Origin of the sequence: Nonomuraea indica (genome assembly GCF_002850745.1) — a bacterium.
Classification (GTDB): Bacteria; Actinomycetota; Actinomycetes; order Streptosporangiales; family Streptosporangiaceae; genus Nonomuraea; species Nonomuraea indica.
The window spans coordinates 132392-154480 of the sequence record NZ_KZ559470.1 but is presented as its reverse complement, the minus strand read 5'-3'; the positions used below and the strand labels follow the sequence as shown (position 1 = coordinate 154480).

Sequence of the window (22089 nt, the reverse complement as noted above, 5' to 3'; positions counted from 1 at the left end):
TGTAAGCATGGACTCCTACTCGCAGATCGTCTCGTCGGTCGCCGCGGAGCTGCTGCCGAAGGTCGCCGCCGTCCGGGCCGGCAGGGGCGGCGGCTCGGCGGTGGTGTTCGCCCCCGGCGGGCTCCTGCTCACGAACGCGCACGTGGTCGGCTCCGCCGCGTCCGGGACGGTGGCGTTCGCCGACGGGTCGTCGAGCGCCTTCCGGGTGGTGGGGCGTGACCCGCTGTCGGACCTGGCCGTCATCAGGGCGGACGGCGCCACACCGGAGCCGGTGGAACTGGGCGACAGCGACGAACTGGTCGTCGGCCAGCTCGTCGTGGCGGTGGGGAACCCGCTCGGCCTCGCCGGATCGGTGACGGCCGGCGTGGTCTCGGGGCTGGGGCGTTCGCTGCCCGCGCGCAGCGGCTCCGCCGTCCGGCTGATCGAGGACGTGATCCAGACCGATGCCGCGCTGAACCCCGGCAACTCCGGCGGCGCCCTCGCCGACGCGCGCGCCCGCGTGGTCGGCGTGAACACGGCGGTCGCCGGAGTCGGAGTCGGCCTCGCCGTTCCGGTGAACGCCACCACCCGCTCGATCGTCGCCGCCCTGGTCAGGGACGGCCGCGTCCGGCGCGCCTACCTCGGCCTGGTGACGTCGCCGGCGCCCCTGCCCGAGCCGCTGCGCGAGCGGACCGGGCAGGACAACGCCCTGCGGGTGATGGAGGTGGTGCCCCTCTCGCCCGCCGACCGGGCGGGCCTGCGGGCCGGCGACCTCGTGCTGAGCGCGGGCCGCAACCCGGTCGGCGACGCGCAGGGCCTGCAGCGGCTGATGTTCGCCGAGGCGATCGGCAGGCCGCTGCCGATCACGGTCTACCGCAACGGGGCGCTGGTCGACGTCATCGCCGAGCCGGTGGAGCTCGTATCGCCCGTCTGACGGCTGTCGGCGGACTGAGCGCTGTCGGCGGCCTGAGGGCTGTCGCCTGTCGGGGCGCTGTCGGCGGCCTGAGGGCTGTCGGCCGGCTGAGGCCGGACCCAGGTGCCGTTGCGGCGGGCGACCAGCTCGTCCAGCAGCGCGTCCCAGCGCGCGCCGATGGCGTCGAGGTCGTAGGTGCGGGCGGTCTCCAGCGCGCCGGCCCCCAGCCGCCGTCGCAGCTCCTCGTCCTCGATGACGCGGATGATGGCGGCGGCGAGGTTGGCGTTGGTACGCGGCTTGACCAGCAGCCCGTCGACCTCGTCGGTGATCATCTCCTTGGGGCCGTGCGGGCTGTTGAAGCTCACGATCGACAGTCCCTTGGCCATGGCCTCGAGGATGGTCATGGGGAAGCCCTCGTGGCGGGAGCTGAGGACGTAGATGGAGGCCTGTTCGAGCTCCGCGCCCACGTCGGTGGTGGCGCCGGGCAGGACCACCTTGCCCTCCAGCCCGGCCTCGGCGATCTGGGTGCGCAGGTTGTCCTCCTGCGGGCCCGCGCCGAAGATGCGCAGCTGCCAGTCGGGATGCGCCTGGGCGACCTGCTCCCAGGCGGCGACGAGCCGGTGGAAGCCCTTGATGCGGGTCATCCGGCCCACCGCGATGGCTACCTTGGCGTCGAGCCTGGCGAGGTCACCGGTCATCGGCGGCACCGCGTTGGGAATGCGGACGAGCCGCTTCGGCTTCTTGGGCAGGGTCTCGCGGTAGTCGCGCAGGTCGGCCTTGGTGAGGGTGACGAGGGCGTCCATGCGGCGGTAGCGCCACTTGATGAGCTCCTGCATCGGTTCGGCCTGGGTGCGCAGGGCGACGTGCTCCTGGCCGATCGTGATGACGCCGGGCGGCGCGAGCTGCGCCATGGCGAGGTTCAGGCCGGGCCGGGTGGCCATGAGCACCCCGCCGTCAAGCGAGCGGATGTAGCGGGCCAGCTTGAGGTCGGTCCACAGGTTGAAGCGATGGTAGGCCGTCTCCTCCTTGGGGATCAGCCTGCTGGGCATCTTCGACAGCATTCCCCGCAGCGGGTCCGCGCTCGGGTTGAGCCGGTCGTCCAGGAAGCGGAACTTGACCCGGGGGTCGATCGGGAAGAACGGCTCCTCGGCCTCCTTGAGGATGGAGACGATCTCCACGTCCCGGTCGCGGGCCAGGTAGCTGGCGAGGTTGAACACGGTACGGATCGTGCCGCCCATGCCGTTGGCGTGGAGCAGCAGGATGCGGACCCGGTCGGCGGAGGGGGGCGGCGCGTTGCGCGCCTTGCGCCGGTTGTACCCCCGGTACAACCGGACCATCGCTGACCTGCCCTTGCGTGCCAGTGCGCGCACCTGTGGGATCCCCCTTGGCGTCAAGTGTCGGAAAACACGCGTGGCCGGCGCTGAGGATTCGCCCCACCGCCGGCACATTGTCTCGTTCAGGCGGAGTGCACCGTGCATCCCCGTGGCACTATCCCCACCTATGATCTTTAGACGCGACAAATGGTCTTTAGGTTGCATCTTGATCGGGACAAGTCTCGCGCGGGGCCGTCGCGGAGGGGGAGGCGGGCGGCGTCCCGGCCGCCCGCCAGGTCACCGGGTCAGGTGGGCGTCACGCCTCGTCCGGCTTGCGGGCTTCCTTCTTGGCGTCCTTGGCCTGTCTGCCGGTCTTGATCGCCTGCTTCTTGGCCTTGCCGGACTTGACGGCCGGTTTCTTTTTGGTATCAGACATGGTTTACCCCCGTATGAACCATGTGTGCTACTTCGGCACACTAAGCGACGTAGTACCCATTTGGCACTGAAAACGACATAGTGCCATTCGTCGCGCCCATTCACAGCAGGGTGAGCTGCTCGGGCCCGGCCGGGCGGGGGGTGGGCCGCTTCGAGGGGCGCGCGGGGAGGCGGCGGGCCCGCGCGGGGCCGGCCCGCCCGACGCCGTGGCACTCGGCCAGCTCCTTGACCAGGCCCGTGACGCGCTGCTGGTAGGCCTTGGGGGCGTAGGCGCCCCTGCCGTAGAGCTCGAGGTAGCGCGGCACCAGGCGCGGATGCTCCCGGGACAGCCAGGTCAGCCACCACTCGCGCGCGCCGGGGCGCAGGTGCAGCACGATGGGCGTGACATGGGTGGCGCCCGCCTGGGCGATCTCCCTGACCGTGCGCTCCAGCTCACCGGGGGAGTCGGTGAGGTAGGGCAGGATCGGCGCCATCAGCACCCCGCAGGGCACGCCGTGGTCGTTGAGCGTGGCGCAGGTCTCCAGGCGCCGGGCCGGGTGCGGGGTGCCGGGCTCGGTCGAGCGCCAGGCGTCGGAGTCGAGGAATCCGGCCGAGACGTTGGTGGCCACCTCGGTCACCTCGGCCGCCTCGGTGAGCAGGTCGAGGTCGCGCAGGATCAGCGTGCCCTTGGTGAGGACGGAGAACGGGTTGGCGGCGTCGCGCAGGGCCGCGAGGATGCCGCGCATCAGCCCGTAGCGGCCCTCCGCGCGCTGGTAGCAGTCGACGTTGGTGCCCATGGCCACGTGCTCGCCGCGCCAGCGTGGCGCGGCGAGCTCCTTGCGGGCCAGCTCGGCCGCGTTGACCTTGACGATGATCTTGGAGTCGAAGTCGGCCCCGGCGTCGAGGTCGAGGTAGCGGTGCGTGCCCCGGGCGAAGCAGTACAGGCAGCGGTGCCCGCAGCCCCGGTAGGGGTTGATGGTGTGGCCGAAGGGGACGTGGCTTCCCGCCGGGACCCGGTTGATGATCGACCGCGCGTGGATCTCGTAGAAGGTCGTCCCCCGGAACTCGGGGGTGTCGAACGTCCGGGCCACCGCGCCGCGGGCGAACAGCGGCACGACCGGATCATCCTGATCGGTGCCGTCAAGGCGCAGATTGTCCCACCGCATACGTGAATGAGAACAGGTATTCGACCGTGATCGCAAAGGGAAAGAGGCTGCAATTACCTGACCAGGCGGCGGCTAATGATCTTCAGGGTTGGGCAGAAACCCCGCACAGAGCTTGCGTTCCGGAGGTGCATCTATGGCCTGGTCGCAGGACGAGGAGAGGATGCTGGCACAGATCGAGCGTCACCTCGTCGACGACGATCCACGGCTCGTGGCGCGACTTGAGTCGTTCAACGACCGGGCGCGGCGCAACGAGGCGCGGGCCTCCGGCGCCGCCGGGTCCCGGCGCATGCCACGCCGTTCGACCGTCATCATCCTGGTCAGCTGGCTGCTCATCGCGACGTTGATCACCACTTTGCTCATCATGGTCCTGCGCCAGGAGGCCGTCGGCCTGGCTCTGGCCGCATCTCTCTGACCGCCCGCCGCCTGCCCGGCCCTGCCGCTCAGGCCGTGCGCCATTCGTGCTTGATCAGCAGGTTGCGCGCGTCCTCGGCCACGGCGTGGTCGGTGAGCACCTCGTAGCGGTCCGCCACGATCGTGCTGTGCGACACGAGGTCGCCCCGGCCGCGGGCGGCCAGCCGGGTGACGAGGGCGAAGATCGCGCCGAACGCGGCGCCGTAGAGCAGGCCGCCGACGGCCATGGCCGGCGTCGCGGCGCCGGGTGTGAGGAGGCCGAGCAGCAGCCCGGCCAGCAGGCCGAACCACGCTCCCGTGGCCGCGCCGGCGCCGGCGGCGCGGGCGTGCGTGAGCCTCCCCATGATCGTCTCCACGGTCTTCAGGTCGGAGCCCACGATGGAGACCCGCTGCACCGGGAAGTCGTTGTCGGCCAGGAAGCGCACCGCTTCCCGGGCCTGCTCGTAGGTGGGATAGGAGCCGACCGGGGTGCGCAGCGCCGGGTCCGCCGGTGGGGTGCTGGGCGTGCCGGTGAGGCGCATCGCGACCCTCCTTTTCGGGCGCAGGGCGGAAGCCGAGGTGGCCCTCATTCCTATAGATCTCCATTTGGAGAAAACTTAAACACAGAGTTACAGGTTTGAGCTCGCGAAGACGGCTCGGGCGTCGCGGATCTCATGGGCTGCCGTCGGCGTCGCCGCCGGGCTGACACGGACCCCACGGCCGCGATCTACGCAAACGCATCCGTATGCGTTTGCGAAGGAAGGGTGGGGGGACCCGGCCGTCGACGGCGTGATCGACATGGTCGTGGGCGCGGCGATGTACCGCATGCTCATCGACCCCGCCTCGGTCGGGGATCCGGCCGCGGCGCGCCGCTACCTGGCGGGCGTCATCCGCCAGGCCGACCGGCTGCTGCGGCCTCCGGGACGGCATGCACCGGATCCCCCCGACGGCGAGGCGACCTGACCGGACACGGCTGTGCCGGTGGCCGCGCGGTCCGGCGGGGACCGGTGTCCGCGTGGGGGAACGTAAGGGATCTTGAGGACGGCAAACGTTTACCGCCCGGCCATCCATGATCACCTGAATGGACGCCGATGATCTTTACGTTTACGGCGTTCGTGCCATGCCCCCCACAGCACGTGGAAGGACATCCATGCGTGTCTCCGCCCGGGCATTCGTCGTCACCTTGGCGACAGCCATGGCATTCAGCAGCGTGTACACGGCCGGCAGCCCGGCCGTCGCGCAGGAGGACCCCGCTCTGGCGGCCCTCACCCAGGTGGTCCCCGAGATCGTCGAAGAGGCGAGGACGGTCCCGCCCACCGAGATCCCCGAAGGGGACGTCCAGCGGCCCTTCGCCGTCGCGACGGACCCTGACCGCACCCTGGTCGCGACCGTCAGCGAGACCGACATCGGCATCGGCATGCCCGAGGCGGCCGGTGACGGCAACCAGCCGCTGCCCGGCCTGGTCACCTACGCCGCCCGGCAGCCCAGCGTCGCCTACGCCCACCAGCGCACCGGCCAGATCGCCCGCGCGTTGACCATCATCAAGGACTCCTCTGCGCCGACCGAGTACCGGTTCCCCATCTCCGCCCCCGAGGGCAGCATGCTGGAGGTCGAGGAGGACGACGGCACCGTCCTGATCTACAACAACGACTTCTACCTGGCCGAGATCGACCTGCCCTGGGCCAAGGACGCCAACGGCAACGCGGTGCCGACCTCGTACCGGGTGGAGGGCATGACGCTCGTCCAGACGGTCGACCACGCGGGCGCCGCCTACCCCGTGGTCGCCGACCCCGCGCTCAAGCTGCAGTGCGAGTGGTGGAAGGCCATGTGCCGGCTCATCTTCTCGAAGAAGCTCACCAAGAAGATCTACGGGGTCTGGCTCGTCGCCGGCGTCGCCGGCGCCATCGAGGCGATGAAGGGCGCCTGCGACAAGCTCAAGGGCAAGGCCAAGCTGATCTGCAAGATCGCCTACACGGCGGGCGGCGCCTCGGTCATCTACAAGATCCGGGAAGCGGCCAACAAGAAACAGTGCTTCGCGATCCGGTTCCAGGCTCCGGGCATCGTCTGGTACGAGGTCCGCAAGAAGAGCTGCCAGAGCAAGTAACCCGGCACCATCCGACGCCCCCGCCGCCCCGGCGGGGGCGTCGTCCTACGCGCACACCTCCCGGAGCTCCCATGCCTGCCCTCACGCCACGGGCCCTCGCCGGTGGTCTCGCCCTCCTGCTGCTCCCGCTGGCCGCGCCTCGGTCGCCCGCCGCCGCCGCACCCCCCACAGCACCAGTCACCGCCCCCGCCACAGCACCCGCCACAGCACCCGCCGTCGCCGCGTCGAAGCCCGCGGACGACCCCAGCGCACCCGCCGGCCCCGCGGCCGAGCCGAGCGCGCCCGACGAAGCCTCCGCCCGGCTGTCCGCCCGGCTGAGCGGCCGGCGGGTCGAGGTCGCGGACGCCCGTTCCGAGACCACCACCACCTACGCCAACCCGGACGGGACGCTGACGGTCGACTCGTTCGCCGGTCCCGTCAGGTTCCGCCGCGAGGGCGAGTGGGCCCCGGTGGACATCACCCTGGCCAGGGCGCCGTCGGGCGAGATCGTGACCCGAGGCCACGGCCGCGGGCTCAGGCTCGGCGCCGGACGCCCCCGCGCGACCGCCCGGCAGGCCGGGGCGTCCGGGCCGACCGATCTGATCACCATCGGGGAGGGGGCCGCCAAGGTGACCATGCAGTGGAAGGGCGCGCTGCCCGCCCCGCGCCTGTCCGGCGAGACGGCCACGTACCCGGACGTCATGCCGGGCGCCGACCTGGTCGTCACCGCCACCAGGACGGGCGCCGAACAGTTCCTGCTGCTCAGGTCCCGCCCGGCCGCTCCGCTGACGTACACGCTGCGGCTGAAGGCGCCGGGCCTCGACGCGCGCCGCTCGGCCGACGGCGGCGTGAAACTGGTCGACGCCAGGGGCCGGACCGCTGTCACCATTCCCGCGCCGGTCATGTGGGACGCCCGCACGCACCCGGTCTCCGGCGAGCACCTCCGCCGCGCCCCCGTCGAGATGAGGATCTCCGGCCAGGACCTGGTCCTGACCCCGGACCCGGCCTTCCTCGACGACCCCGCCACGACCTATCCCGTCACCGTGGACCCGTCGCTCAACCTGGGCCAGGTGTTCGACACGTTCGTGCAGGAGGGCTACGGCACCGACCAGTCGGGCGCCACCGAACTCAAGATCGGCAACAACGGCAGCGGCCAGGTCGCCCGGTCGTTCATCACCTGGAAGACCCCCGGCATCGCGGGCAGGAAGATCCTCTCGGCCACGCTGAAGCTCTGGAACCACCACTCGTGGTCGTGCGACGCCCGCTCGTGGGAGGTCTGGTCGGCCGACCGGGCCACGACGTCGACGCGCTGGCCGGGCCCGCACGCGGCCGCCAGGTACGCCACCTCCAGCCAGACGAAGGGCTACGGGAGCGGCTGCGCCGACGGCTGGGTCACCGCCGACGTCACCTCGCTGGTGCAGCACTACGCCGACCGGGGCTGGAAGGAGTCCGGCATGGCCCTGCGAGCCGCCGGCGAGTCGGACGCGTACGCCTGGAAGCGGTTCCACTCGGGCAACGCCCCGTCGAAGGTGCCGGTCGTCTCCGTGACGTACAACTCCTACCCGAGCACCCCGGTCTCGGCCTGGCTCTCACCGCACAGCGCCTACGACGGCGTCCACTGGACCAACACGCTCACCCCGGAACTGCGCAACCACGTGCGCGACCCCGACGGCGGGAACGTGCGCGGCATCTTCGACGTGTACGCCGGCTCGACGCCGCTCGTCGACGACCTCCACGGCGCGTACGTGGCCAGCAACGGCTTCTCCGGCGCGAAGGTGCCCGCGGGCCGGCTCGCCCACGGCAGGACGTACACGGCCCGGACGTGGGCGAACGACGGCTCCCTGACCTCGAAGGCGTACCTGGCGAGGACGTTCTCCGTCGACACGGTCAAGCCGCCCGCCCCCAGGGTGACCTCGGCCGACTACCCCAGCGACGGCGGCTGGCACGGCGACGCCGGCAAGGCGGGCACGTTCACCCTCACCCCGGCGAACACCGACGCCGGCTGGATCGCCTACAGGCTCGACAGCGGCGCCACCACGAAGGTGCTCACCACCGGCGCGGCGGTCACCGCCCGGCTGACGCCCGCCACGACCGGCGCGCACACGCTCAGCGTCCACACGATCGACCGGGCCGGCAACGCCTCGCCGGCCACCACGTACGCCTTCAAGGTGGGGTCGGGCGCCGCCGTGGCCTCGCTCGTCGCCCCCTCCGACGGCCTGCGCAGCGCCGGCAGGGTGCCGCTCGCGGTGACGGGCACCGCCTTCACCCAGGCCAGGTTCCAGTACCGGCGGTCCGGCGCCGACGCCTGGGCGGACCTGCCCGTGGCGCACGTCACCGGCGCCGACGGCAGGCCGCTGACCGCCTGGCCCGTGGCGGCGCCCGACGGGGTGTCCGGCCTGACCTGGGACGCCGGGGCACACCTCGGCGACGCCGCGGTCCAGGTGCGCGCGCTGGTCGCGGGCCCGTCCGGGACCGGCGTGGAGTCCCGCCCGGCCGAGGTCGTCGTGGACCGCCGCGCCACCCGGGCGGCCACCAGCCGGATCGGGCCCGGCGTGCTGAACCTGCTCACCGGCGACTACCGCCTCCGGACCGCCGTGGACACCCCCTTCGCCGGCCTGGAGCTCACCCGTACGGCCCGCTCCCGCGACCCCGGCGCCGCGTGGTCGCCCGTGCTGACCGTGCTCAGGGAGACCTCGCCCACCTCCGTCGAGCTGACCCGGGCCGACGGCACGCCGGTGCAGTTCTCCAGGACCGGCGACGGCTGGGAACCGGAGCCCGGCGCCGAGGACCTCACCCTCACCGGCACGTACACGCTCACCGACTCCCGCGGCGAGGTCACCTCCTTCACCAGGCAGGGGGACGTGTACGTCCCCGACGGCCACACCTACGAGCAGGCCGGCGACCGGCTCCGGCCCACGTCGATCACCCGGTCGGGGCACACGCTGGAGTTCGGCTACGACGCGGCCGGACGCCTGGCCACCGTCTCGCTCAAGGGAGCCGTCATCGCCCGGTACGGCTACGACGCCGCCGGCCGGCTCGCCGAGACGTGGGACCCGCGGATCAGCCCGCCGCTGAAGACGCTCTACGGCTACGACGCGGCCGGCCGCGTCGCCACGCTCACCCCGCCCGGCGAGCTGCTGTGGTCCTTCGGCTACGAGGCCGACGGCCGCCTGCGCTCCGTCAGCCGTCCCACGCTCAGGCCCGGCACCACCGACCAGGTCGCCGGCGAGGCGCGGACCACGGTCGGCTACGGCGTGCCGCTCACCACGGCGGGCGGCGGCCCGGCGGACGTGACGGCCCCGCACGTCGCCGCCTGGGGCCAGGCCACGGCGCCGGTGACGGCCACAGCCGTCCACCCGCCGGGCTCCACGACCCGCCCCACCGTGACCTACCTGGACGAGTCGGGCCGGGCGGTCAACGTGCTGACCCCCGGCGGGCACCTGTCCGCCGCCGACCACGACCGGTTTGGCCACACCGTGCGCGCCCTCACCGCCGCGAACAGGGAGCTGTCGCAGCGGCCCGAGACCGACTACCGGCTCGTCGAGCTGGCCATCACCGGCTACGGCCCGGCCGAGCGCGCCGAACTGCTGTCCACCCGCTCCGTCTACGACGCCTCCGGCCGGCGCAAGGTGGAGGAGCTGAGCCCGGTCCACATCGTGAACCTGGAGTCCGACGTGGACGACCTGGGCGTCGGGTACGCCATCGGCGCCAGGACCCGCACCGTCAGCACGTACGACGAGGGACGGCCGGCTTCCGCGACGGCCCGCGACCTGCCGACCACCGTCAGGGTCGGCGCGGCGATCGTGGGACGCGAGTCCAAGCCCGACGTGGACGTCAGGACCACCGCCATCGCCTACGACTGGGCCACCGGGCGGCAGGTCAGGACGGTCCGCGACCCCGGCGGCCGGGCGGTCACCGCCGGCGCCGCCGGCCCCGCCAGGTACACGGCGACCGGCGAAGGCCCGTGCGGCGGCCGGAGCGAGTGGGCCGGCCTGGTGTGCCAGGACGACGGGCGGACGTACACCTACCACACCGCCTCCGGCCTGCCGCACACGATCACCGAAGGGGGCACGGTCACCACGATCCGGCGCGACCAGGCCGGGCGGCCCGTCACGATCCAGGCCGGAGAGGAGGCCGAGATCGGCATCGGCTACGACCCGGCCACCGGCCGGGCCACCGAGCGGTGGCGCGGCACCGAGAAGATCGTGACGGCCTACGACCGGCTCGGCCGGGCCGTCTCCCACACCGACGCGGACGGCGGCCTGACCCGCACCGAGTACGACGACCTCGACCGCCCGGCCAAGGTCGTCGACTCGGTCCCGTCCACCCGGGTCTACGCCTACGACCACGCGGCCGAGCCGCGTGGCCTGCCCACCTCGGTCACCGACTCGGTCGCCGGCACCTTCAGCGCCCGCTACGACGCCGACGGCCGCCAGATCGAGGGGGACCTGCCGGGCGGGCTGCACGTGCAGTCGCCGTACGACGAGCGCGGGCAGAACTACGCCCGGATCTACACCCGGGACGGGCTGGAGGGCCCGCTGATGATCGACCAGGTCGGCCGCAACGCGCACGGGCAGGAGCAGCTGCGCCTGCGCACCGACACCATGGCCGAGCGGCAGCACGGCTACGACAAGGCGGGGCAGCTCACCTCGGTGCTGGAGATGGCGTTGCCGCTGTGCACGCTGCGCCGCTACGACCACGACGGCGCGGGCAACCGGGTCCGGCTGGCCGTGCAGGCGTCGGACGAGGACTGCCCGGTGGCCGACGACTCCGCCGCGAGCGTCACGACGTACGCCTACACCTTCGACGGCAGGCTGACCGGCGACGGCTACGGCCACGACCCGGCGGGCCGCGCCACCGCGCTGCCGGGAGGCCGGACCGTCGGCTACTTCGCCGACGGCCTGCCGGCCCGGCAGACCTCCGGCCCGCGGAGCCTGACGTGGCGGCGCGACCCGGCGGGCCGGATCAGGTCGGAGACCACCGAGGCGGGCGCGGTCACCGTGCACCACTACGGCTCCGACGGCGACCGCCCCTCCTGGACGGCCGAGGGCGGCGCGGTCGTCCGGCACGTGACCGGCGTCGGCGCCGACCTGGCCGCGCTCACGGGCGCGACCGGGGCGGTGCGCCTGCAGCTGCTCACCGTCGACGGGCACGTGGGCACCGAGCTGGAGCTCGACAGCGGCCTGGCCACCGTGGCCGGGTACGACGAGTTCGGGGTGGCGTCCGGGCCGCGCCGTCTCGGCTGGCTGGGCGGTGCGCTCCACCCGACCACGCTGGACGGGACGGTCCTGGTGTCGGGCCGCCTGTACGACCCGTCGCTCGGCCGCTTCCTCCAGCGGCCGTACTGAGCCCTGTGCCGCCCCCGCCCGGCTCTCCCGGGCGGGGCGGCACAGGCCGTGCGGGAAGCCGGCCGCGACGGGGGCGGCAGAGGCCGCGTGTCAGAGGCCGCGCGGGAAGGCGCCGCGTGTCAGAGGCCGCGCAGGAAGTCGGCCGCGATCGGGGCGGCGACCTTGCCGCCCCCGCCGCCGCCCTCGACCACCACCGCGAACGCCACGTCGCCCCGGAAGCCCATGAACCAGGCGTGCGAGTCGAGCTTCTCGCCCGAGCCGTACTCGGCCGTGCCGGTCTTGCCGCGCGTCCCCGCCGGCAGGCCGGCCGCCTTCGCCGTGCCCTTGGTGACCACGGCCGCCATCATCGCGTGCAGGTCGTCCTTGACGCCGTCGGGCAGCGGCTGCTCGGCCGCCTTCTGCTTCAGGCCCGGCACGAGCGTGGGCGGGCGCCAGGTGCCGTCGGCGATCGCGGCGGCCACCGACGCCATCGACAGCGGGCTCGCGGTGATCTTCGCCTGCCCGAACGACTCGGCCGCCAGCTCGGCGTCGGACGTCGCGCGGGGCGCGCTCGCCTTGGTGGCCGGCACCCCGACGGCCAGCGGCTGGTTGAAGCCGACCTGCTCGGCCGTCTCCAGCAGCTTGGCCGCCCCGAGGCGCTGCTGCGCCAGCGGCGCGAACGTGGTGTTGCACGAGTGGGCGAAGGAGTCGAGGAACGACAGCGACCCGAACTCCGCCCGCTCGGAGTTGCGGATCCGCAGCCCGCCGACGGTCGCGTACTTGGGGCACGTCACCGTGTCGCGCGGCGACATCCCGCCGGCCAGCAGCCCGATGGCGGTGACGGCCTTGAACGTCGAGCCGGGCGCGTAGCGGCCGTCGAGCGCCCGGTTGAAGCCGCCCCGGTTGTTGACCACGGCCAGGATCTCGCCACTGTCCGGCTTGACGGCGACCAGGGAGGTGGGTTTGTCGACGTCCTTCACGGCGGCGACGGCTGCCGCCTGCACCCGGGGGTCGAGGCTCGTGCGCACCGGCTCGCCGGCGGCGCCCTTGATCGTGTGCAGCGTCCTGCCGCCGGCCTGGATCTCCGTCGTCGGCGTGCCCGCGAGCTGCTTCTGGAACGTCTCCTGCAGCCCGCCCCGGCCGATCGCCTGGCCGGGCTGGTAGGCGGAGCCGAGCCTGGCCACGTCCTTCTTGGTCGCCTTGTCGAGGTAGCCGACGAGCTGCTGCACCGACCCGCCGGCCTGGCCGGTGTCGATGCGGTCGCCCTCGGCGTCGGTGATCTCGGCCCGCTCGGGCCAGCGCGTCCTGAGCTTGAACGTCGTGCCCGGGGTCAGCGCCGGGTGCAGCGCGGCGGGCGTCCAGGCCACCTTCCAGGTGCGGTCGGCCACCGCCAGGTCGAGCTTCCCCTCGTAGGTCCACGAGCCGAGGTTCTTCAGCGTGAGCGTCGCGGTGTAGGGGACGCCGGCCCGGCCGTCGGCCTCGGTGGCCCGGCCCAGCCGCACCGTCGTCGACTCCACGCCCAGGCCGCTGCGCATCTGCTCGTACGCGGTGAGCGCCTGCGGGGCGGTGAGCTCGGCGCTCATCGCCGCGGTGTCACCCCGCTCCCAGGCGGCGGCGAAGCGCTGCGCGGTCTCGGCGGGCGACCCCCTGGTGTGCAGCAGCCAGTAGGCGCCACCGCCGGCGGCCCCCGCCGCCAGCACGGTGACGCTCGAGATGATCACGATGGTACGGCCACGCGCCACTGTCAGCCCCCTGATCGGTCGGCAGCGCCCGCTGGGCAGGATCTCAGAGCCTAGCCAAGATCTACGACATCCCCTGTGCCGCCTTGAAGCTCGCCGCGTAGGTCGGCACGTACTCCTGGCCGGACAGCTTCTGGATGGCCTGCATGATCTCGTCGGTGACCCGGCGGCGGTCACGGGCGTTGCGATGGTCGCCGTCGAACGTCATCGGCGCGCCGATCGTGATGCCGATCCTGGCCGGCCGGGGGACCGTGGCGCCGACCGGGAGCACCTTCTCGGTGCCGCTGAGCGCGACGGGCAGCACCGGGGCGCCGGTCTTGAGCGCGAGCCAGGCGACGCCGATCTTGCCGCGGTAGAGGCGGCCGTCGGGGGAGCGGGTGCCTTCGGGATGGATGCCGAACAGTTCCCCCCGCTCCAGCAGGTCCGCCGCCGCGTCGAGCATGGCCTGTGCGGCGTGGGCGCTCTCGCGGTCGGTCGGCAGGCTGCCGCCGAGCCGCATGAACCAGCCGGAGACCGGGTTGCCGTTGAAGTACTCGTTCTTGGCGGCGAAGGTGACGTGCCGGGGCAGCAGCGCGGGCAGCAGGAACGAGTCGAGCACGGACAGGTGGTTGGCGGCCAGGATCGCGGGGCCCGTCCTCGGCACGTGGGCCGCCCCGGAGATGTGCGGGCGGCACATCATGTGGGCGAATGGTGTCGCGGCGAACTTGACCACTTGGTACAGCAACAGGCTCTCCTGGGAGGGTCGTCGGTCGGCCACCCCACCATAGAGCAGGCGCCCCGGCCGGAGCCGGAGCGCCTGGGAAAAGCGTTGAGGCCGATGTGGCGGTCGCCTCCTCGGCGAGATGCACAACACGGCTCCAGCCGAACGGTATTCCGTGAAGGCGGTAATTTGCGGCCCGGGGGACACAGACCACATCGGCCATTCGACTCTAACGGACATCCGGTGATCCGTATTCCATCCGGCCCAAAGAATCGGTCAGATCCTCGTCCCATCTCGCTGGGTTGCGCGGCCGGCCCGCAGCTCGCGGGCGCGTGGCGGCGCCCCGGACGGCCGCCGGAAATCCCCGCCCGTCGGGCGGATCGGCAGAGCCGGGCGTGGATCAGAGGGAGATGCGGCCCGCCCCGGCGCCGTTCGTCACGATCGACTTGACGCTGGAGGGCGCGTCGAGCTGGTAGGGGTAGGGGATCGCCTTGACGCTGCCGCCGGCGTCGCCGCTGCCGGAGTTGACGAGGAGGTTGTCGCGGGCCACCAGGTTGCCGGCGGGGGAGCTGCCCTCGCCTCGGTGGTAGGGGTCGTCGACGTTCTCGAAGGAGTTGCCCTCGACCAGGACGCCCGCCTCCTGGGTAGAGGCGACGCCGTAGCCGCCGTTGTCGGCGTAGAAGTTGTTGAAGACGTGCACTGGGTTGCCGAAGCGGACGCGCGGGTGGCGCTGGTTGGAGCCGTCGAACCAGTTGTGGTGGTACGTCACCCGCAGCTTGCCCCGGTCCTCCGCGCCGTTGTCGTCGCTGTGGCCGAGCAGCATGGACTTGTCGTGGTCGTGGACCCTGTTCCAGGAGACGGTGACGTAGTCGCTGGCGCGCTTGACGTCCACCGCGCCGTCGTCGCCGTCGGTGAAGGTGTTGTGGTCGATCCACACGCGGGTGGAGTACTGCACGTTGACGGCGTCGTCGTTCCAGCCGCGGAAGGTGAGGTTCCGGATGATCACGTTGGCCGCCCTGGAGACGTTGAGTCCGCAGCCGCAGATCGTCGCGCCGGAGTTGCCGATGACGGTCTTGTTCGAGGCGACCCGGAGCATGCCGGAGCAGGAGATCGTCCCCGACACCCGGATCACGGCGGGGGAGGCGGACGACAGGGCGCTGGACAGCGCCGAGGAGGAGGTGACCGTGGTGGGCGGGGTCGAACCGCCACCGGTGGTGCCGCCGCCCTGGGTGGCCCAGCCGACCAGGGCGGTGTCGGCCGCGGCCTGCTGGGTCGTGGCGGCGGCCAGGCCGGTCAGGGCGAGGGCGGCGGTCAGGCCGGCGATCAGGGTACGTCGTGGGGCGCGCATCTGTGGATTCCTCCCAGGGGGATGGGTGGGGGTGGAACACGCGGACGCCGCAACCATAGGAAAGCGCTTTCCGAACCGTCAAAGCCGGCCACCGGACCGCGGCCGCCGCCTGGCGCGTCGCCGCAGGCCAGGGGGTGACATCTCCGTTGACCGGCCGTGAAAGTTTCAGGTCCGGGCCAGGTCGGAGGCCTCAAGCTGGGCGGGCAGCGGCCGGGCGTGCACCACGTCGAGCCGGGAGACGGCGCGGGTGAGCGCCACGTACAGCCGGTTGAGCCCGCGCCGCTCCGCCTCCACGATGGCGGCCGGCTCGGCCACCACCACGTGGTCGAACTCCAGGCCCTTGGCCAGCGACGCGGGCAGCACGCTCAGCCGCTCGCCCAGATCGAGCCCGCCGTCCCACAGGGCCGCCCGCAGCGCCTCGGCGTGGTCGTCGGCCGCGATCACCCCCACCGACCCCTCGAAGGTCAGCGCCTCGCGCGCCGCCGCCACGACGCCCCGTTCGAGCCCCGGCACGCGGATGAGGCGCAGCCGCCCGTCGCGGCGGTACGAGCGGGTCTCGGGCACATCCGCGTCGAGCGCCGTCAGCAGCCGGTTCGCCAGCTCCACCACCGTGGCCGGCACCCGGAACCCGGTCGTCAGCGCCACGACCCGCGCCTCCGGCTTTCCCAGCGCGGCCATCACCTCCGCCCAGGAGCGGGCGGCCCAGGGCGTGGTGCCCTGCGCCAGGTCCCCGAGCACGGTCAGCGAGCCGTGCTCGCTGCGCCGCGCCACCGCCCTGCACTCCATGGGCGACAGGTCCTGCGCCTCGTCCACGATCACATGGCCGTACCCGGCCGGTCGCTCCAGCAGCCCGGCGACCTCGTCCAGCAGCACCAGGTCGGCCCGCGACCAGGCGGCGGTCCGGTAGGTGCGCGGCGGTCTCGCCCATGTGATCGCGCGCCGCTCCTCCTCGGTCAGCGGCCCGTCGCCGGGCGGGCGGGTCAGCACCGCGCACAGCACCTCCTCCGGCCGCACGGCGGGCCAGACGGCGTCCAGGAACGGGGTGACGCCGCGGCCGATCCGCCGCACCCAGGCCGCGTTCGCCGCCTGGCCGCGGGCCTCGGCCTGGCGGCGTACCAGCTCGACCACGCGGGCGCGCACCCGCTCGCGGCCGGTCAGGTACGGCAGGTCGTCGCGCAGCGTGCCGGTGACGATGTCGCGCAGCTCGTCCTCGCCCACCCGCCACCGGTAGGAGCCGTCGGGCACCGCCAGCGGCCCGTCCGGCTCCCCGACCCGCGCGTACAGGGCGCGGCGCAGCACCTCCGCCATCCGGACGTCGTGCTTGACCGCCTCGGCGGCGGGGTCGTCGGTGGCCCGGACGGGCGCGGTGGCGAGCAGCCGCTCCAGCGTGGTCTGCGCCACGCCCGCCTCGCCCAGCGCGGGCAGCACGGCGGCGATGTACCCGAGGAACGCCGGGTTGGGACCGAGGACGAGCACGCCGCCGCGGTCGAGCCGCTGCCGGTGCGCGTACAGCAGGTAGGCGGCCCGGTGCAGGCCGACCGCCGTCTTGCCGGTGCCGGGCGCGCCCTGCACGCAGACCGACTCCGCCAGCTCGGCGCGGACGAGGTCGTCCTGCTCGGGCTGGATGGTGGCGACGATGTCGCGCATGGGACCGACCCGGGGCCGCTCGATCTCGGCGGCCAGGATGCGGCTGTCGCCCTGCTCGCCCTGCTCGCCCAGTTCGAGCCGTTCGTCCTCGTACGAGGTGAGCGTGCCGCCGGACCAGCCGAACCGCCGGCGCACCGCGACCCCCTGAGGGTCGCGCGCGCCGGCCCGGTAGAAGGCGCGGGAGACGGGGGCGCGCCAGTCGACCACGAGCGGTGGGGCGCCGTGCTCGCCCGGGATGTGCCGCCGCCCGATGTGGTAGGCCCGCCCGGCGTGGTCGGCGGAGTCGCGGCCGAAGTCGAGCCTGCCGAAGAACGGTGGCCCGTCGGGCTCCTCGCTCAGCTCCTTGGCCAGGCTCTTGAGGTGCCTGCCCAGGCGTTCGGCGCTGTAGCGGTCGGCGGCCACGGTCTCCCCGGTGATCACGTTGTCGCGTGCGGCGTCGAGCATCCTGCGCAGCCCGTCGCGGCAGCGCTCGGCGTGCCGCCTCTCCTCGTCGAGCCCTTCCACGGTGGGAACCCCCAAAGCGTTAACTGAGTAAAGATTTTGACCAGGTTAACACTTTGCTAGAGTGGACGCATGACGGGACTACGCGAGCGGCAGCGGCGGCGGGTGCACGAGGCGATCTCGGCGGCGGCCGTCTCGCTCTTCCTGGAGCGGGGATTCGACGAGGTGAGCGTCGCCGAGGTGGCCGCGGCGGCGCAGGTGTCCAAGCCGACGCTGTTCAAGTACTTCCCGGCCAAGGAGGACCTGGTGCTCCACCGCATCGCCGACCACCGGGCCGAGGCGGCCCGGGTGGTGCGCGCGCGCGGCGAGGGGGAGCGGCCCGTCGAGGCGCTGCGCCGCCACTTCCTCGACGGGCTGGCGCGCCACGATCCCGTCACGGGGCTGAACGACGACCCGCAGGTGGTGGCCTTCCACCGGATGGTCTTCGCCACGCCCAGCCTGGCGGCCCGCCTGTTCCAGCACATGGCCGAGGACGAGCGGGCGCTGGCCGAGACGCTGGCCGAGACGACCGACGCGCTCACGGCAGACCTGCTGGCCGGACAGGTGCTCGCCGCCCAGCGGGTCCTGGCCCGGCGCAACTGGGCGGCGCTCGCCGCCGGCCGGCCCATCGCCGAGGTGGAGCCGGAGGCGGTCCGCGCCGCCGACCACGCCTTCGCCCTTCTCGACCGCGCGCCCTCGGGCGGGGCCCGCTGACGTTCGTCCCCCGTTGATCCCGCCTTCAGATCGTTTTTCCACGGGCACGCCATGATCGGCCACTGATCGGGGGAGCCGCGCGGGCGGGCCGCGGGGCCGACCGGCGCCCTTCCCCCGAGGCTGTCCAGGCCCCCGTGCGGGCGGCACACGTCCGCCACGTGAAGGAGTACCACGATGCCAGGCACGTTCCCGTCCGCGCTGGCCGCTGCCGTCATGGCCGCGGCCGCGTTCGCCGCTCCGGCCGCCCCGGCCGCGGCGAGCGTCTCCACCTGCGCGGACGCGCCGGACACACCGGTGACCCGCCACGCCGTCTTCAACGACCCGGTGGGAGGAGACGCCGAAGCCATCGTCCGCACCCTCTGCGGCCTGATCCGCCGGACCCCCGCCGGGGCGAGCATCCAGGTCGCCCACTTCGTCATGTCCGGCACCGCCGGCGCCGCGTTCGCCGACGAGCTGATCAGGGCCAACCGGCGCGGCGTGGACGTGCGGGTCATCGTGGACGGCGACAGCCGCGGCCAGACGGTGGCCCGGCGGCTGGCCGACGCGCTCGGCACCGACGTGTCGGCCCGGTCGTGGCTGCACGTGTGCACCGGCCCGATGTCCGGCGGCACCGCCGCGTGCATCGGCGACAAGGGCCAGCACAACAAGTTCTACCTGTTCTCCAGCACGGGCGGCGCGTCCGACGTGGTCGTGCAGTCCTCGGCCAACCTGACCGACCTCAACTCCACGACCTACTGGAACAACGCCCTCGTGCTGCCGGGCAACAGGCGCCTGTACGAGGCCTACGACGGCTACTTCGCCGACCTGGCGGCCGAGCGGAAGACCCTCGACTACTACCGCGTCGTCCGGACCGGCGCCGCCGGCGGCGCCGTGCGGGCCTCCTTCTTCCCCAAGGCCGACGGAGATCCCGTCGTCGACGAGCTGGACAAGGTCTCCTGCGAGGGCGGCGCCACGGTCAGGGTCGGCATGTCCGAGTGGGACGCGTACCGCAGGGCCATCGCGGAGAGGCTGCGCGACCTCGCCGCGCGGGGCTGCACGGTGCGGATCGTCCACGGGATCATGGACGACGAGGTCAAGCAGGTGCTGCGGGCCGAGCCGCGCATCGAGCTGCGCGCCCTGGGCAGCGGCAGCACGCTGCCGGGACGCCTGCACTCCAAGTACCTGCTGGTCGAGGGCCCCGCCAACGGCCACTGGGTGCTGACCGGCAGCCACAACTACAACCAGACGTCGCTGCGCCGCAACGACGAGGCGCTGCTGCGGCTCAACGACAGGGCGATCTACCGGCAGTACGTGGCGAACTTCGAGCGTCTGCGCGAGGTGGCCCCGCCGGTCTCCTGACCCGGCCGGGGCCGGGGCCGGGGCCGGGGCCGCGGCCGCGGCCGCTCCGGCGGCCCGGCTCAGCCGGTCAGCCAGGTCTCGTGCAGGTGCAGCCAGCGCGGCCCGGCCGGGCCGCGCTCCAGGACGACCGTGGCCCGCCGGCCCGCCGCGTCCTGCCACTCCTCGTAGCGGGCGACGACGAGGGTCGGCGTCGCGGTCACCACGGTGACGTCGCGGATCTCGATGCGCGCGTCCGGCATCCGCCCGTACGCGGCCTCCACCTCGGCGAGCACCTCGGCCCGCGACAGGAGCCGCCCGTCCGGCGCGGCCAGCGTGAAGCCGGGCGCGTGCGCGTCGGCGAACCGCCCGAACGACGCCCGGGGCGCCGTCCCGGCCAGCCACCCCTCGATGACCTGGTGATGCCGCACGACCTCCGCCCGCACCCCCTCCGCCATGTCCGCCTCCGCCGCGTCGGCCACCGGCGCGTCGGCCTGTGCCGCGTCGGCCTGTGCCGCGTCGGCTTGCGGCGTGCCCGCCCGCGGCGTGCCCGCCCGCGGCGTGTCCGCTTCGGCGTCGTGCGGCCGGGCCGTCATCGGGACGCCCACCGCGGGGCGGACGCCCAGGCGGCCGGTGACGTCACCGTGATGCCGAGCCGCTCCGCGCCCCCGGCCGGAGCGGCGTACAGGTCGTGCCCCCGGCCCGCGATCCACCGGTACGTCGCCGCCACCCCCGCGGCCGTCCGCGCCCCCGCGACCGCCGCCAGCCCCGCCTCGAAGGCGTCCACGTCCACCGCCTCGTAGCGGGCCCCGAAGGCCGCGGCCAGCTCGGGGCCCGTCACCGGTTCGCCCCCGAGGTCCAGCGTGGCGCCCTCCAGTCCCTCACCGGTGAGCGCGGCCAGCGTGGCGGCGGCCAGGTCGGCGTGGCTCAGCCAGGCCGCCCGCACCCCCGCGGGGACCGGGTAACGCAGCACCCCCTCCGCCGCCAGCCCCTCCCGCACCCATGGCGCCGCGAGGTTCTCCAGGTACAGCGGGGGACACAGCACCACCGACGGCACCGGCGACTCCAGCATCGCCCGCGCCGCGGCCCGCCGCGTCTCGAACGCGGGCACCCCCGTCTCCTCCGCCGGCAGCCGGTTGCCGGTGCAGAACACCAGCCGCCGCACCCCGGCCGCCGTCGCCGCCTCCACCACGTTCCGGACGTACGCCGCCACCAGGACCGGGTCGAACTCCAGCGGCAGCACCACCGAGGCGTGCGTCACCCCGGCGAACGCCTCCGCGACCCGCCCGGCGTCCCCCAGATCGGCCCGGAACGGTTCGACCCCGTCCGGCGCCGCCCCCGTCCGGGACAGCCCCCGCACCGCGTGGCCCTCGTCCGCCAGCCGCCGGGCCACGGCTCCGCCCTGCGCGCCACCCGCGCCGAACACCAGAACTCTCATGCCCACCAGCCTGCGCCGCGCGGCCGGTACGCTCCATAAAGCCGGGTCCGCGAGTCTTTAAGGATCGTCCATGACCGATGATCTGCTCAGCGAGTTGCTCGCGCCACTGCGGCTGGAGGGCGTCTTCCACAGCCGCTGGACGGCGCGCGCGCCCTGGGGCGTGGCGGGCGAGGGCGAGGACTGCGCGCTCATCCACTACGTGCAGGCCGGAACGTGCACGGTCGAGCTGCCCGGCCACGACCCGGTGCTGCTGGCGGCGGGTGACCTGGCCGTCTTCCCGCACGGGGCGGCCCACCGGCTGGCCGACGCCCCCGGCCGGGCCACGGTGCCGCTGGCGAGCCTGCTGCCCGTGCGGCCGCCCGGCGTGGCGCGGAGCGTCCGGATCGACGGCCCCGGCGCCGAGACCACGATGCTCTGCGGCGGCCTGCACTACGACGCCGCGGCGGCGGCTCCCCTGTACCGGGCGCTGCCGCCCGTCCTCGTCCTCGACCGGGCCGTGCTGGCCGGGCAGCCACTGCTGACCGGCACACTGGCCGGCCTCGCCGCCGAGTGGGACCGGGCGGTGCCCGGCCAGACGCTGGTGGCGCTGCGGGCGTTCGAGCTGGCCTTCGTGCTGGCGCTGCGGGCCGCGCTGAGCGGCCTGGCCGCCGGCGAGCCGGTGCTGCGGGCACTGCGCCACCCGGCCGTGGGGGCGGCGCTGCTGGCCGTGCAGCGCAGGTTCGCCGAGCCGTGGACGCTGGACCTGCTCGCCGCGGAGGCGGGGCTATCACGCTCGGCGTTCGCCGCGACGTTCCGCGAGCTGGTGGGGGAGGCGCCGATGCGGCACCTGACCGCGCGGCGGATGCAGGAGGCGGCGCGGCTGCTGACGGAGACCGCGCTGCCGCACCACGCCATCGCGCGGCGCGTCGGCTACCGCTCCGACGTCGGCTTCCACCTCGCCTTCAAGCAGTGGTACGGCACCACCCCCGGCGACTACCGCCGATCCGGAGGCCCCGGCGTACCGGTCCGGTAACCCCGGCGTACCGGTCCGGCAGGCTCGGCGGAGCGCGTCGGCGGTTCGAGCGGGGTGGGTCGGTCGTTCGAGCGGGGTGGGTCGGTGGTCCGAGTGGGGTGGGCGGGTGGCC

At 73.6% G+C, this 22089-nt stretch carries 17 protein-coding genes; 8 read left to right on the top strand and 9 right to left on the bottom strand.

The annotated features are described in order from the left end of the window. The first annotated feature begins 7 nt into the window (after positions 1–7). Positions 8–913, top strand: a complete 906-nt coding sequence (locus tag CXR44_RS15495; RefSeq protein WP_101786745.1) for a S1C family serine protease — start codon at positions 8–10, stop codon at positions 911–913. On the opposite strand, the gene CXR44_RS15490 is transcribed toward CXR44_RS15495, so the two are convergent. After that, positions 850–2262, bottom strand: coding sequence for a glycosyltransferase family 4 protein (locus CXR44_RS15490; RefSeq protein WP_101786744.1), 1413 nt, complete (start codon positions 2260–2262; stop codon positions 850–852). The genes CXR44_RS15495 and CXR44_RS15490 overlap by 64 nt on opposite strands. 479 nt (positions 2263–2741) lie before the next feature. After that, a complete protein-coding gene (locus CXR44_RS15485; RefSeq protein WP_101786743.1) occupies positions 2742–3785 on the bottom strand; it encodes an Rv2578c family radical SAM protein in 1044 nt (347 codons plus the stop codon). Positions 3786–3918: 133 nt separating this feature from the next. On the opposite strand from CXR44_RS15485, the gene CXR44_RS15480 reads away from it, so the two are divergent. Then, the gene (locus tag CXR44_RS15480; RefSeq protein WP_101786742.1) at positions 3919–4197 is read left to right on the top strand and encodes a DUF3040 domain-containing protein; all 279 of its coding nucleotides are present in this window, start codon (positions 3919–3921) and stop codon (positions 4195–4197) included. A gap of 28 nt (positions 4198–4225) precedes the next feature. Here CXR44_RS15480 and CXR44_RS15475 read toward each other — a convergent pair whose 3' ends face one another. Beyond that, entirely contained in the window at positions 4226–4717 is a 492-nt protein-coding gene (locus CXR44_RS15475) for a general stress protein (RefSeq protein WP_101786741.1), read from the bottom strand. Between the two features lie 247 nt (positions 4718–4964). Between CXR44_RS15475 and CXR44_RS39445 the strand changes: the two genes are divergently transcribed. The 3 genes from CXR44_RS39445 (at position 4965) to CXR44_RS15465 (ending at position 11606) form a co-directional block, all read left to right on the top strand. Next, positions 4965–5138, top strand: a complete 174-nt coding sequence (locus CXR44_RS39445; protein ID WP_180903450.1) for a hypothetical protein — start codon at positions 4965–4967, stop codon at positions 5136–5138. A gap of 232 nt (positions 5139–5370) precedes the next feature. Continuing rightward, complete coding sequence (locus CXR44_RS15470; protein WP_144069976.1) at positions 5371–6279, top strand: hypothetical protein; 909 nt, start codon at positions 5371–5373, stop codon at positions 6277–6279. Positions 6280–6350: 71 nt separating this feature from the next. Then, positions 6351–11606: a DNRLRE domain-containing protein gene (locus CXR44_RS15465; RefSeq protein WP_101786739.1), complete on the top strand. Its 5256-nt coding sequence runs from the start codon at positions 6351–6353 to the stop codon at positions 11604–11606. Between the two features lie 119 nt (positions 11607–11725). On the opposite strand, the gene CXR44_RS15460 is transcribed toward CXR44_RS15465, so the two are convergent. From CXR44_RS15460 to CXR44_RS15445, 4 genes are all read right to left on the bottom strand, one after another. Next, entirely contained in the window at positions 11726–13306 is a 1581-nt protein-coding gene (locus CXR44_RS15460) for a penicillin-binding transpeptidase domain-containing protein (protein WP_245899181.1), read from the bottom strand. An 82-nt stretch (positions 13307–13388) separates the two neighbouring features. Then, complete coding sequence (locus tag CXR44_RS15455; protein WP_245899180.1) at positions 13389–14048, bottom strand: lysophospholipid acyltransferase family protein; 660 nt, start codon at positions 14046–14048, stop codon at positions 13389–13391. A 376-nt stretch (positions 14049–14424) separates the two neighbouring features. Continuing rightward, entirely contained in the window at positions 14425–15372 is a 948-nt protein-coding gene (locus CXR44_RS15450; RefSeq protein WP_101786737.1) for a pectate lyase family protein, read from the bottom strand. 165 nt (positions 15373–15537) lie between these two features. Next, the gene (locus tag CXR44_RS15445) at positions 15538–17523 is read right to left on the bottom strand and encodes a HelD family protein (RefSeq protein WP_219601819.1); all 1986 of its coding nucleotides are present in this window, start codon (positions 17521–17523) and stop codon (positions 15538–15540) included. A gap of 69 nt (positions 17524–17592) precedes the next feature. Between CXR44_RS15445 and CXR44_RS15440 the strand changes: the two genes are divergently transcribed. Both CXR44_RS15440 and CXR44_RS15435 read left to right on the top strand, forming a co-directional pair. Beyond that, complete coding sequence (locus CXR44_RS15440; RefSeq protein WP_101786736.1) at positions 17593–18213, top strand: TetR family transcriptional regulator; 621 nt, start codon at positions 17593–17595, stop codon at positions 18211–18213. Between the two features lie 174 nt (positions 18214–18387). After that, complete coding sequence (locus tag CXR44_RS15435) at positions 18388–19551, top strand: phospholipase D-like domain-containing protein (RefSeq protein ID WP_219601818.1); 1164 nt, start codon at positions 18388–18390, stop codon at positions 19549–19551. A gap of 59 nt (positions 19552–19610) precedes the next feature. Here CXR44_RS15435 and CXR44_RS15430 read toward each other — a convergent pair whose 3' ends face one another. Next, entirely contained in the window at positions 19611–20123 is a 513-nt protein-coding gene (locus tag CXR44_RS15430; protein ID WP_144069975.1) for a DUF4440 domain-containing protein, read from the bottom strand. Next, positions 20120–20965, bottom strand: a complete 846-nt coding sequence (locus CXR44_RS15425; protein WP_101786734.1) for an SDR family oxidoreductase — start codon at positions 20963–20965, stop codon at positions 20120–20122. The genes CXR44_RS15430 and CXR44_RS15425 overlap by 4 nt, the downstream gene beginning before the upstream one ends. Before the next feature lie 70 nt (positions 20966–21035). Between CXR44_RS15425 and CXR44_RS15420 the strand changes: the two genes are divergently transcribed. Further along, positions 21036–21977: an AraC family transcriptional regulator gene (locus CXR44_RS15420; protein WP_101786733.1), complete on the top strand. Its 942-nt coding sequence runs from the start codon at positions 21036–21038 to the stop codon at positions 21975–21977. The last annotated feature ends 112 nt before the right edge of the window (positions 21978–22089 follow it).